Consider the following 12,527-nt stretch of genomic DNA (forward strand, 5'->3'; position numbering starts at 1 on the left):
GGTTGAAGATCTACCGGGCCGTGGCCACGCGTTATGACAAGAGGGCGTACGTCTTTCACGGCACCGTGACCGCTGCAGCCGTACGCCTCTGGCTGCGCTCCTGACCCGCCGGACAGACCCTAGGGCGTGTCTGAGGGACGCCACTTTGGGCGATCTTCGCACGCCCTCAGCCAACTACCTGGTCGTGGGGCCACGGCCTCGGGTCGCGTTCGTTTCGTCAGCTAGAGCGCTGCGGTGGGTCTTCGATAGTGTCCTCAAAGCTTTTTTTGACCGACTCTACCCACTTCGGGGTATCCCCTGACTGGCTACGCAACGGGTCATCCTGCTGCTCCGCCTTCTCCGCGGCCTGCTGATCCTCGTTCTGTCTCTCGTCCTTCGCGCCCATGACGTTTCCTCCTAGAGAGCTCAGGAATTCGGGTTACGACCAGTCTCACAAATGCGACGGTGCACCGCACTTCGATCAGTGACGCTCCATACGCCTCCGAGCTTCACATGGTGTGTTGTTCAAAAGGCGGCCCGACGCAGCAGTAGTGCGGCGCGCCGTGAGAGCCGTGCTGACCCATCGGACACGCCCTAGGGGTGGTGCCCCACGCGGATGCCCAGGGCCTCCGCGTGGGCGTGCAGGCGGGCGGCCGCCAGGGTCGTGGCGCGGGTGTCCGCGCGCTGGGTGGCGACGACCAGGGCCTGGCCCGCCAGCATGTGGGCGCGCTGGTGCAGCGCCGGCCGCGTGGCCACGCCCGCCGTCGGCTCGGCCCGCAGCGGGCGGTGGTCGCTCAGCCGCTCGATCTCCGCGGTCAGGCGCGCCGCCGCCTCGTCCAGTGCCGGTGACGGCTCCAGGGCCCGCAGCTCGTCGGTCACCGTGAGCAGGGCGGTGAAGTGGCCGGCCAGGCGGTTGTCCAGTTCTTCCGCGCGGCTGCGGTGGGGCCCGTGCGCGCGGACCGCGTGGCTGGTGCGGGTCGGCTCGTACATGGATGGCCTCCTGAACTACCTCTGAAGGCCATCCTAACTTAGACAGCGTCTAAATTGACGTCCGGATCATTGTCCGTAGCCGTCCAGGAAGTTCCCGATCCGGGTCACCGCGTCCGCCAGGTCCTTGGCGTTCGGCAGGGTGACCAGGCGGAAGTGGTCCGGCTCCGGCCAGTTGAAGCCCGTTCCGTGCACGACCATGATCTTCTCGGCCCGCAGCAGGTCCAGCACCATCTGCCGGTCGTCCTTGATCTTGTAGACCTTGGGGTCCAGCCGCGGGAAGGCGTACAGCGCACCCTTCGGCTTCACGCACGTCACGCCCGGGATCTGCGTCAGCAGCTCGTGCGCGACGTCGCGCTGCTCCAGCAGCCGGCCGCCCGGCAGCACCAGGTCGGTGATCGACTGCCGGCCGCCGAGGGCCGTGGCCACCGCGTACTGGGCGGGCATGTTGGCGCACAGCCGCATGTTCGCCAGGATCGTCAGGCCCTCGATGTAGCTGTCGGCGTGGGCCTTGGGGCCGCAGACCGCCATCCAGCCGCTGCGGTAGCCGGCGACCCGGTACGCCTTGGACAGGCCGTTGAAGGTCAGCGTCAGCAGGTCGGGGGCGAGGGCGGCGGTCGGCGTGTGGGTGACGCCGTCGTAGAGGATCTTGTCGTAGATCTCGTCGGAGCAGACGATGAGGTTGTGGCGGCGGGCGATCTCCGTCAGCCCGCGCAGCATCTCCTCGTCGTAGACCGCGCCCGTGGGGTTGTTGGGGTTGATGATGACCAGCGCCTTGGTGCGGTCGGTCACCTTGCTCTCGATGTCGGCCAGGTCCGGCATCCAGTCCGCCTGCTCGTCGCAGCGGTAGTGCACGGCCTTGCCGCCGGCCAGCGACACCGACGCCGTCCACAGCGGGTAGTCCGGGGCGGGGACCAGCACCTCGTCGCCGTCGTCCAGCAGCGCCTGCATCGACATCTGGATCAGCTCGGAGACGCCGTTGCCGAGGTAGACGTCCTCGACGGTCAGCTCGATGCCCTTGGTCTCGTAGTGCTGCACCACCGCGCGCCGCGCGGCGAGCAGACCCTTGGCGTCGCCGTACCCGTGGGCGCTGCCGACGTTGCGCAGCATGTCTTCGAGGATCTCCGGCGGGCACTCGAAGCCGAAGATCGCCGGGTTGCCGGTGTTCAGCTTGAGGATGCGGTGACCTGCTGCTTCCAGCCGCATGGCCTCCTCGAGCACCGGGCCACGGATTTCGTAGCAGACGTTGGCGAGCTTGCTTGACTGGATCACCTGCATGACGGCCACCATACGGGCCCGCCGCCCGGGTCGCCCGCGGTTTCTCCTGCGACTTTCGCCCCACGCGCCCCGCCCTCGGAGGCGTCAGCTCCGGGTGCGGGGACGCCGCACGGCGCGGCCCGCCAGGACGTCCGTCCGGCGGCCGTCTTCCATCACAAAGCGTCCGGCAATCAGGACATAAGGAATGCCGGTCGGAAGCGTCCGAGGGGCTTCGAAAGTGGCGCCGGCGGCCACGGTCCGCGGATCGAAGAGCACGAGATCCGCGCGGTGTCCCTCGCGCACGAGGCCCCGGTCCGCCAGCCCCAGCCGGGCCGCCGGACGGGACGTGAGATGCGCCACGCACTCCTGCAGCGAGAGGACGCCCAGCTCACGGACGTAGTGGCCGAGGTAGTGCGGAAACGTGCCATAGGCGCGCGGGTGCGGCTTGGCGCCGTGCAGGATGCCGTCGCTGCCGCCGGTGTGCACGCGGTGCCGCATGATCGTACGGACGTTCCCCTCATTGCCCACGTGGTGCAGGATCGTCGGGCCCAGGCGGTCGTCGATCAGCAGCTGCCGTACGAAGGCCCACGGCTCCTGCCCGTCCGCCCGGGCCGCAGCGGCGACCGTCCGGCCCGCGTGGCGCGCGTGGCGGGCGTCCGCCACGCCCGAGATCTCGACCGTGTCCCAGTCCACGGGCAGCCCGTGGCAGCCGTCCGACCCCGACACCTCCAGGGCGTACCGGATCCGGGCCGCCGCCCCCTCGTCGCGCAGCCGCGCCACCACCGCCTCCGGGCCGCCGGCGCCCGCCCAGCCGGGCAGGAGGGAGGCCAGCGTCGTGCAGCCGGGCGTGTACGGGTAGGTGTCGAGCGAGACGTCCACGCCGTCTGCGAGGGCCGAGTCGATCAGGGCGAGGAGCTCGGGGGCGCGGCCGGCGTTGACGGGGAAGTTCATGACGGCGTGCGCCAGGTGCAGCGGACACCCGGCCTCCCTGGCGACGGCCAGCGTCCGCGCGTACGAAGCGAGCGCGCCGGCACCGTACGAACGGTGGTGCGGGCAGTAGTAGCCGCCGTACGCCGCCACGACACGGCACAACGCGACAAGCTCCGTGTCGTCGGCGTACATGCCGGGCGCGTACGTGAGCCCGGCCGACAGGCCCATCGCGCCCTGCGCCATGCCGCGGGCCACCAGGTGCTTCATCCGGGCCAGCTCGGCGGGGGAAGGGGGACGGTCCTCCCAGCCCACGACGAGGGCGCGCAGAGTGCCGTGCGGGAGGAGGTAGGCGGCGTCGACGGCGATGCCGCGGTCCAGGTGGTCCAGGTAGGCACCGACGCTCGGCCAGCCGGCGTCCGCAGCGGCACCGTTCCAGCCGGCGATCTGGGTGCGGATGCCGTCGGCGGTGCGGGCGTCGACGGGCGCGTACGACAGGCCGTCCTGGCCGAGGACCTCCAAGGTCACGCCCTGGGCCACCTTCGCCACGTGGGCGGGGTCGGTGAGGAGGGCCAGGTCGCTGTGGGCGTGCATGTCGATGAAACCGGGGGCGAGGGCGAGGCCGGTGGCGTCGAGGATGCGGCGGGCGGAGGGACGGGGGCCGGTGCCGGGGCGATGGACCTCGGCGATCCGGCCCCGGCTGATGCCGACGTCGGCGGGGTAGGGGGCGGTGCGGCCGGTGCCGTCGACGACGAGGGCGTTGCGTATGACGGTGTCCACGGGAGGGGTTCTTCCCCCGGCCCCGCCCCCGGACCCCCGGCGGGGTCGTCAGAAGGCGGGCTCGTCGGAAGGCGGAGTCGTCAGAAGAACGTGCGCACCAGCGACGTCACCGTGCCGTCGCCTTCCACCACCGGAATCATCGGCCACTTCTCGAACACCGTGCACGGGTGCGAGATGCCCAGGGCCACCCAGTCGCCGACCTCCAGGGGCGTGGCGTCCGGCGCCACCTCCACGAACGCGTGCTGGTCCGCCAGGCGCAGGACCGTCAGGCCCTCGGCCGGGCGAACCGAACCGTCGCGGGCCGAGCGGACGAGCTGGGGCTCGGGCAGGCCGAGGTCGTAGGAGACGTCGCGCTTGCCCGCGTTGAGGTAGGCGCGGCCCGGTTCGGGGCGGGAGACGACCTGGGTCCAGACGTGGAGGGCCGGGCGCAGGGCGCCGCCCGCCGGTTCGGGGAGGCGGTTGAAGGGGGTCTTCGTCCGGTACTGCCCGTCGTCGTGCGTGACGTACGCACCGGAGCGCAGCAGCTTGAGCACCGGTGCGGACAGCTGCGGCAGCTCCGCGAAGACCTCGGCGACGGCGTCGAACCACGAGCTGCCGCCCGCGCTGACGACGATCTCGTCGAGGCCGGCGAAGCGGCCGGCCTCGTCGAGGGCGACGGCGAGGCCCGTGAGGCGGTGCAGCCACGCCCGTACGGCGGCGCCGTCCGCGTCGGGGATCTCCGCCTCGTAGCCGGCGACGCCGACCAGGCGCAGGGTGCCGGTGGCGGCCACTGCCGCGGCGACGGCCTCGCACTCGGCCTCGGTGCGCAGGCCGGTGCGGGCGCCGTCGGAGCCGAGTTCGAGGACGACGTCGAGGGGGCGCGCGGCGCCGGCCCCGGTCAGGGCGGCGTCCATGAGTTCGACGCCGCGCAGGGAGTCGACGTAGGTGACGAGCCGGAAGCCGGGGTCGGCGGCGAGCTCGCCGGCCAGCCAGCGCAGGGCGGCGGGGTCGACGACCTCGTTGGCGAGGAAGATGCGGCGGACGCCGAAGGCGCGGTAGACGCGGGCCTGGGCGGGCGTGGCCGCGGTGATGCCCCAGGCGCCGCGTTCGAGCTGGCGGGCGAAGAGCTGCGGGGCCATGGTCGTCTTGCCGTGCGGGGCGAAGGCGAGGTCGTGCTCGCCGGCGTAGCGCTCCATGACGGCGAGGTTGTGGTCGAGGGCCTCGGCGGAGAGGGTGAGCACGGGGGTGGTGAAGCCCCCGGTGAACAGGGAGCGCCGTTCGGCGGCCAGCTCGCCGGCCGTCGTGCCGTCGGCGTCGGGCGGCAGGCCCTTGAAGCGGTGGTCCAGCCGTTCGTCGTCGAGGCGGGCTACGGCGTCGGCGGCTATGGCAGCCAAGGGGACCTCCCATTGTCTCACGTGCAGTGCGTCAGCAGTGCGTCAACGGTACGCAATGTTCCGGAAAGGTCCCCGCGGCGTCCGTCAGACGGACCAGCGCTCGCGCATCGACAGGACGGTGTCGCCCTTGTCGTTCAGCGTGATCTCGTAGATGTTGCCGTAGCAGGCGTAGGGCTGCTTGACAACGTTGTAGTCGTTGCGCAGGCAGCCGTCGATGTGCTTGGAGAGCTCCTCGCGGCTCACCGCCTTGTACTGGCCGGGGCCGGCGCTGAGGGCCAGTTCGCCCTTGACGTCGGCGGGGATCTTGTAGCCCTTGGGGTCGCCCTCGCCGTGGTAGATCCAGTCGTTGGGCGTGCACTTCGGCTTGGCGTCCATGGCCTCGATGGCGCCGGCGTCGCGGTGCAGGCCGACCTGGATCATCTTGGTGCCGGCCGGCAGCGTGGGCGGCTTGCCGCAGTCGCCCTCGCCGCCCTTCGCGCCGTGGCCGCCGTGGTCGCCCTTGGGGTTCTGCGCCTGCTGGCCGGCGGAGGTGGCGCTCGACGACGTGCCCTCCGCCTTGTCCTCCTCCTCGGGCCCGCAGGCGGTGAGGCCGCCGCCGAGGGCGGCGATGAGTGCAACGGTACCGATGGCGCGCCGGGCGGAACGCGTGCGGAACATGAGGAACTTCCCCCGTATGAAGAAATTTTGCGTGGTCATGATTGACCGACGACGAGTTCTACATCAGGGAGGCCATCAAGATCCAATCGGGATGGTGGTCCCGACGGCGGTCCCCGGCGCCGGTCGTCGCGGACCGGCGCCGGGCGGGCGTCCGCTGCCGTACGCGGGCGTCAGCTGCAGTACTGCGCCGCCTTGCCGATCGAGCGGTACATGCAGTCCGCGTTCTCCAGCAGCTGCAGCACGGCCTCCCGGTTGCGCGCCGTCTCGCGGTCGATGACCTCGTCGGGCGGGTAGAAACCGCCGCCTGCACCGCTTTCGTCCGGGTACATCTCGAAGGTGTAGGCGAAGACCTTCTGGGTGCCCCACAGCCAGTCGTCGATCGACCCGTCGGTGATGTACAGGTCGCTGGACTGCTCGGGCTTGTAGCCGTTGCTCGCGGCCATGGACTTGCCGACCGTGGCGAAGGCGTCACGGTCGTCCTGCGTCATGCCGGGCGCGGTGTCGTCGTACGTCCAGCCGAACGGCCACAGCACCAGCTCGCTGTAGGTGTGGAAGTCGATGGCGGCCTTGATCTGCTGCTTGCCGCCGACGACCCGGCTGCGCACGAAGTCCGCGACGACCTTGACCTCGGGCGCCGACTCGGCGGCGCGGCCGCGGTAGGTCTCCGAGCCGGGGCTGCCGGAGGAGCCGCCGCAGCAGCCCCACTTGTAGTCCCAGTTGCGGTTGAGGTCGGTGCCACGGCTGTTGGAACCGGCGTTCGGCTGACGGTTCTTGCGCCAGCTGCGGTACGAGCCGGTGGCGATGTCGTACTCGCCGCCGTCGGGGTTGAGGTCGGGCACGATCCACACCACGCGGCTGTCGAGCATCTTCGTCACCCGTGCGTCCTTGCCGTACTGGGTGCCGAACTCCTTGAGCAGGTACAGCGCCATCTCGACGGTCAGGTGCTCGCGGGCGTGCTGGTGGTGGGTGAAGAGCACCTCGGGCTTGGCCGCGCCGGTGGGGGTCGTGCGGGTCGCGTTGTTGGTGACCTTGACGGCGACGATGTCCCGGCCCTCGTAGGACTTGCCGATGACCTGCTTGCTCATGAGGTTCGGGTGGGCGGCGACGTCCGCGTCGATCTCCGCCGTGGCCTCGGCGTAGTTGTGGTACTTCGCGTCCTCCGGCGGGAAGTCGAACGGGGTCGCGGTGCGCCCGCCGCTGCGGTCGGGCGGGCCGGGCAGTTCCCGTACGGAGTAGCCCAGCTGCCGTACGCGCTCGGCCTGGGCGGCGTCGGCGGTGATGACGACGGAGCGGTCGCGCACGGCGTCGATGGCGACGCCGGTCCGGGCGATCACGGTGCGCTGGGCGGCGGTGCGCGGCCCGGTGACCTCGTACGCGTGCGTCGTGGGGTCCTTGGCGGAGTGGGACGACGCGGGGGCGGCCAGGGCGAGGGTGAGCAGGGCGGCGGTGGCGGCACCGGCCCATCTGCCGTAGCGCCTGCGGGTGGGGGAGTGGGGGGCGTGCGGTCGCATGCTGCCTCCTGCAGGGGCGTCCGTGCGACGAGTGAGGGGGGTTCGGTCCGGTACGGACCTTTTCCAGTGTTCGAGGAGTGACATGCGCAGGTCAATCATCCGGCCCGGGGGAAACAAGCCAACTTCTCCATCTCTTCAGACCGGTTGATTGCCGGGTGGTACCACCAGCCCCAACAATGCACATGTCAAACCTCGGTTCGGACCGCATAACGGAGAGGACCACCCCCCATGAGACGACCTCTCGTCGGCGCGCTCAGCACGCTCCTGCTCGCCGGTGTCACCGTCGCCGGCACGGGCACCGCCACGGCGCAGACGCCCAAGCCCCCCGCCAAGGCCGTCGACTTCGCCGGCACCGTAGCGCTCAGCAACTGCTCGGGTTCGCTGGTGCGCATGCCGAACTCGGCCGACGGCGACCCCGCTCTCGTCATGACCAACGGCCACTGTCTGGAGACGGGGATGCCGGGCCCGGGCGAGGTCATCACCGACCAGCCCTCCAGCCGCACCTTCAGTCTGCTGAACTCCACCGCAGGCAAGGTTGCCACGCTGCGCGCCGTCAAGGTCTCGTACGCCACGATGACCGACACCGATGTCACCCTCTACCAGCTGAACACCACGTACGCGAGCATCAAGCAGCGGTACGGCATCAGCGCGCTGGCCCTCTCCGGCGACCACCCCGCCACCGGCACCTCCATCAAGGTCGTCTCCGGCTACTGGAAGCGCATTTACTCCTGCAACGTCGACGGCTTCGTCCACGAGCTCCGCGAGGGCGACTGGACCTGGAAGGACTCGCTGCGCTACACCCCGTCGTGCAACACCATCGGCGGCACCTCCGGCTCGCCCGTCGTCGACACGGCGACCGGCAAGGTCGTGGCCATCAACAACACCGGCAACGAGAACGGTGAGCGCTGCACGGAGAACAACCCGTGCGAGGTCGACGAGAACGGCAACGTCACCGTCCGCCAGGGCATCAACTACGCCCAGGAGACGTACGGCATCACCAAGTGCATAGCCGCCGGCAACAAGGTCGACCTCGACCTCCCCGGCTGCACGCTGCCCAGGCCGTGACGCGGCGCAGGCCGTGACATCGCGGTGCCGGTCCGGCGCGCCGCCGGACCGGCACCCCGGCGCCCTGTAGGGGCGCGGGGAACTGCGCGATCGGCCACCGGCGGCCCGCAGTCGATGTGCCGCTCCGGGGGTCGGGGGGAGCGCGGCCGGTGCTCCGTCTGCAGGCGCGTCGTGGCGTGTCGCGCAGTTCCCCGCGCCCCTAAGGGGCGTACGCCCCTTGCGGGGCGCGGGGTGCCCCCTACGGCAGTGCGTGCACGTGTGGGCCCACCGCGCCGGACCACGCGTTGCCGGCGCTCGCGTCCCAGTTCGTCGACCAGGTCATCGCACCGCGGATGTCCGGATACGTACGGGCGGGCTTGAAGGATCCGCAGCCCGTCCCCGTGGCCAGGCAGTCCAGGGCGCTGTTGACCACCGAGGGCGCCACGTAGCCGCTGCCCGCGCCGCGCGGCGAGGCGGGTACGCCGAGGCCGACCTGCGAGGGCGCCAGGCCGCCCTCCAGCTGGATGCAGGCCAGCGCGGTGAGGAAGTCCACGGAGCCCTGCGCGTAGACCTTGCCGTCGCAGCCGTTCATCGAGCCGGAGTTGTAGTACTGCGTGTTGACGACCGTCAGGATGTCCTTGATGTTCAGCGCGGTGCGGAAGTACGCGGAGGACGGCGACTGCATGTCGATCGTCTGCGGCGCCATGGTGATCACCAGCTTGCCGCCCGCCTTGGCGGACAGCGAGCGCAGCGCCTGCGACATGTAGGTCGGGTTCAGCCCGTTCTCCAGGTCGATGTCGACACCGTTGAAGCCGTACTTCTGCATCAGCGCGTACACGCTGTCGGCGAAGTTCGCCGCCGACGCGGCGTCGTTGACGGAGACGGTGCCGCGCTCGCCGCCCACCGAGATCACGACCGACCGGCCCGCCGCCTGCTTGGCCGCGATGTCGGCCTTGAACTGCGCCTCGGTGTAGTGCAGTGCCGGGTCGAGGCCGAAGGTGACCGCGCCGGGGGTGGTCGTGGCGTCCGAGAAGGCGACGGCGATGATGTCGTACGCGGCCGGCACGTCGGAGATCCTCTGCACGGTCGCGCCGTTGTCGAAGTTCTGCCAGTAGCCGGTGACCGCGTGCTTCGGCACGCCGGGCGTGCCGCCGCTGCCGCCGGAGGTCGTCACGGTGACCGCGGCCGACTTCGCCGACTCGCCGCCGGGGCCGGTGGCCGTGACCTGGAAGCGGTACGCGGTGGCGGCGGCCAGGCCGGTGACGGTGGCGGAGGTGCCGGTCACCGACAGCGCCCTGGCGCCGTCCTGGTAGACGGTGTAGCCGCTCGCGCCGGGGACGGCGTTCCACGACAGGGCGACGGAGGAGGCGGTGACCGCCCCGGCCGCCAGCTCCGCGGGCGCGTCGGGGACGCCCGGCCCCGGGTCGCCGCCGCCGGGGCCGGTGAGCACGACGTCGTCGGCCGTGTAGGCCGGCTGCCCGTACCAGCCGTGGGTGTACACGGTGACGGACGTGGTCGTGGGCCCGGTCGTGAAGCTTGTGGTCAGCTGCTGCCAGTCGGTCGCGGCCGGCGTCCAGGCGGAGACGTCCGTGGTCCCGGTGCCGCTCGCGCCCAGGTACACGTAACTGCCCTGCACCCAGGCGCTGAGCGTGTACGAGGAGTTGGGCTGCACGCTCACCGTCTGCGCGCAGCGGGCGTTGCCCGAGGCCGACGGCGCGGCGTGCAGCGCGGCCGTACCGGAGTGGACGGGGGAGCCGGTGGTGGTGCCGCTGTCGTCGGTACAGGACCAGCCGGACAGACCCGACTCGAAACCGGGGTTGCGGACGAGGTTGGCGTCGGCGTGCGCGGCCGGTGCGCCGGCGGCGCCGAGGCCGGCCAGGGCGAGGGACGCGGCGGCCAGGGCACCGCGCAAGCGGCGCGTGGGGCGTCTGTGACTGCCAATGCGATGCACTACTGCCTCCGGTGGGAAGGGAGTTGAGGTAGGTGCCGGATGGTCGTGAGAGGGCGTGAGGGGGGTGCGGTGACGACCGTCCGAGGCGTGGGGATGGTGTGGAGGATGGTTCAGACCAATCCGCCCGTCAAGGGCCCGGACGCCGGACCACCGACGGGTGGGGCAAACCTCGAAGAACGGTTCTCAGCCGCTCCGATCGTGGATAAAGTGCGGAGGCGCAAGCAGTGGGCAGTATCGATCTGCGACCGCCGGAGCCCCCGCGGCCGGAGTGAACGGGGAAGCCGACGTGCCGATTGCGATAGCGGTGACCAGTTCCGACCTGGTGCTCCCCCCGACCGAGGGGCCCGCACCGGCCGCCGTCGTGCTGCAGCCGCCCGAGGCGCAGCCACTGGAGACCGCCGTCACCCAGGCCGCCGAGCTGCTCCGGCAGTGCGGCCACCTCGTCGTCCTGTACCCCGACTCCCTGCCCGCCGGCCACGTGCGCCGCCTGCACACCGTGCGCGCACTGCTGGAGAGCACCCGCGTCGCCCTCCTGCCGCTCGCCCTGCCCCCGCTCGCCGTCGCCGTCCTGGCCCGCCAGTTACGGCAGTTGTCCCTGTCCGACCTCGGGCCCGGCGTGCTCGCCTCCGCCGCCCGGCTGCTGACCCACTACGTCCACGCCGGCGCCGAACTGCCCTCCCTCGCCCGGCTCGACCGCATCGACGTCCCCCTCGGCGCCCACCTGACCTCCCTCGTCCCCGGCGCCCGCTTCGGCGTCCTCGTCCACCCCGGCCGGCAGCTGGTGCGGGTGGGCGCCGAGCAACCGCCCGACGGCCCCGCCTTCCCCACCCGGCTCACCGTCGCCCGCGGGCGGCCCCGCCGCGACGAGGACTGGGTCACCGGCACCCTCGCCCCCCACTGGCGGGTCCACGGCGTCCAGGAGATCGCCCCGCTGCCCGCCGCATCGCAGCGCTGGTGGGGCACCCACCGGGCCGTCGAGTTCGCGGCCGCCATCCCCGACCCCTCCGTGCTCTACCAGCTCATCGCCTCCGTGCGCCGGGAGCAGTGCCGCTGGTGCGGGCTCGAACTCATCGGCGACCGCTGCGGCTTCTGCTCCGCGCCCGTCGCACGCGCCGCCGCGCTCCCCGCCGCTCCCGCCACGGCCGCTCCCGCTACGGCCGCCCCCGCGGCCCTCGGCCCGCCGGCCGGGGCGCGCCACGCGGCCCCGACGGGCTCCGCCCGCTGAGGCGGTCCGCCGTGCCGCAGCCCCCGCTCCCGCACACCGCCGTTCCGTACACCGCAGTGCCGTACACCGCCGTTCCGTACGAGGCCCGAACGAGGTCGGTCGTCCCATGAACTCACGCCAGCGACGCGGGGTCCTCCTGCTGCTCCTGTCGGCCCTGTGCGCCCTCGGCGCCGTCACCGGGGTGTTCTCGGTGATCCAGGACGCCGAGGCCAAGGTCGGCCCCGAGACCACCGCCTACCGGCTGCGCACCGACGTACCCGCCTACCGCGACCTGCCCGCCGACGCGTTCGAGAAGATCTCCATGCCCCGGCGCTGGCTGCCCGCCACCGCCGTCACCGACCTCGCCGCCGTCCGGGGGAGGATCGCGGTCACGCCGCTGCACAAGGGCTCGCTGCTGCAGGAGGACATGCTCGTCGCCCGCCCGGCGCTCGCCCCCGGCCGGCAGGAGATCGCCATCATGATCGACGCCGCCACGGGCGTGGCCGGCAAGATCCGCCCCGGTGCCAAGGTCAACATCTACGCCACCTTCGACGCCAAGGACCAGGGCGCCAAACCCGTCTCCCGCGTCATCGTCAGCGGCGCCCAGGTCATCGACGTCGGCAAACTCACCCCCCTCGCGCGCGACGGCGACAGCCGCTCGGGCGGGGCCACCACCCGGCAGCCCGGCGAGGCCGTACCGATCACCTTCGCCCTCGACACCAAGGACGCACAGCGCGTCGCCTACGCCGAATCCTTCGCCTCCCACGTACGACTCGCGCTCCTCGCCCCCGGCGGCGAGGAGACCGTGCCGCCCGGCGACCGCACGTACACCCTCGACGTGGACAAGTGAACGGAGG

At 71.7% G+C, this 12,527-nt stretch carries 11 protein-coding genes and 1 pseudogene; 4 read left to right on the forward strand and 8 right to left on the reverse strand.

The window, feature by feature from the left end; genetic code table 11:
* Positions 1 to 104 (forward strand): annotated as a pseudogene (locus tag ABD361_RS19095) (IS5/IS1182 family transposase); the annotation flags it as partial.
* A 113-nt stretch (positions 105 to 217) separates the two neighbouring features.
* Here ABD361_RS19095 and ABD361_RS19100 read toward each other — a convergent pair.
* The 7 genes from ABD361_RS19100 to ABD361_RS19130 all read right to left on the reverse strand — a co-directional run bounded on the left by ABD361_RS19100 (position 218) and on the right by ABD361_RS19130 (position 7,471).
* A complete protein-coding gene (locus ABD361_RS19100; protein ID WP_344436639.1) occupies positions 218 to 385 on the reverse strand; it encodes a hypothetical protein in 168 nt (55 codons plus the stop codon).
* Between the two features lie 188 nt (positions 386 to 573).
* Positions 574 to 969, reverse strand: a complete 396-nt coding sequence (locus tag ABD361_RS19105; protein WP_344436640.1) for an SCO4983 family protein — start codon at positions 967 to 969, stop codon at positions 574 to 576.
* Positions 970 to 1,035: 66 nt separating this feature from the next.
* A complete protein-coding gene (locus ABD361_RS19110) occupies positions 1,036 to 2,244 on the reverse strand; it encodes a pyridoxal phosphate-dependent aminotransferase (protein WP_344436641.1) in 1,209 nt (402 codons plus the stop codon).
* Between the two features lie 84 nt (positions 2,245 to 2,328).
* Complete coding sequence (locus tag ABD361_RS19115) at positions 2,329 to 3,930, reverse strand: N-acyl-D-amino-acid deacylase family protein (protein WP_344436642.1); 1,602 nt, start codon at positions 3,928 to 3,930, stop codon at positions 2,329 to 2,331.
* 80 nt (positions 3,931 to 4,010) lie between these two features.
* Positions 4,011 to 5,303, reverse strand: a complete 1,293-nt coding sequence (locus ABD361_RS19120; protein ID WP_425583257.1) for an amino acid deaminase — start codon at positions 5,301 to 5,303, stop codon at positions 4,011 to 4,013.
* 84 nt (positions 5,304 to 5,387) lie between these two features.
* Positions 5,388 to 5,960, reverse strand: a complete 573-nt coding sequence (locus tag ABD361_RS19125) for a hypothetical protein (RefSeq protein WP_344436643.1) — start codon at positions 5,958 to 5,960, stop codon at positions 5,388 to 5,390.
* A 170-nt stretch (positions 5,961 to 6,130) separates the two neighbouring features.
* Positions 6,131 to 7,471 carry a M14 family metallopeptidase gene (locus ABD361_RS19130; protein WP_344436644.1) on the reverse strand — a complete coding sequence of 447 codons (1,341 nt, stop codon included), beginning with the start codon at positions 7,469 to 7,471 and terminating at the stop codon, positions 6,131 to 6,133.
* A gap of 228 nt (positions 7,472 to 7,699) precedes the next feature.
* Between ABD361_RS19130 and ABD361_RS19135 the strand changes: the two genes are divergently transcribed.
* Entirely contained in the window at positions 7,700 to 8,536 is an 837-nt protein-coding gene (locus tag ABD361_RS19135; RefSeq protein WP_344436645.1) for a S1 family peptidase, read from the forward strand.
* 238 nt (positions 8,537 to 8,774) lie between these two features.
* Here the strand turns inward: ABD361_RS19135 and ABD361_RS19140 are convergent, their stop codons facing one another.
* Positions 8,775 to 10,427 carry a chitinase gene (locus ABD361_RS19140; protein ID WP_344436646.1) on the reverse strand — a complete coding sequence of 551 codons (1,653 nt, stop codon included), beginning with the start codon at positions 10,425 to 10,427 and terminating at the stop codon, positions 8,775 to 8,777.
* A 325-nt stretch (positions 10,428 to 10,752) separates the two neighbouring features.
* On the opposite strand from ABD361_RS19140, the gene ABD361_RS19145 reads away from it, so the two are divergent.
* On the forward strand, positions 10,753 to 11,691 hold the full coding sequence (locus ABD361_RS19145; protein ID WP_344436647.1) for a hypothetical protein: 939 nt from the start codon (positions 10,753 to 10,755) through the stop codon (positions 11,689 to 11,691).
* Positions 11,692 to 11,797: 106 nt separating this feature from the next.
* Positions 11,798 to 12,520: a Flp pilus assembly protein CpaB gene (gene cpaB / locus ABD361_RS19150; protein WP_344436648.1), complete on the forward strand. Its 723-nt coding sequence runs from the start codon at positions 11,798 to 11,800 to the stop codon at positions 12,518 to 12,520.
* The last annotated feature ends 7 nt before the right edge of the window (positions 12,521 to 12,527 follow it).

This window comes from Streptomyces luteosporeus (genome assembly GCF_039532865.1).
In the GTDB taxonomy this organism is placed as follows: domain Bacteria; phylum Actinomycetota; class Actinomycetes; order Streptomycetales; family Streptomycetaceae; genus Streptomyces; species Streptomyces luteosporeus.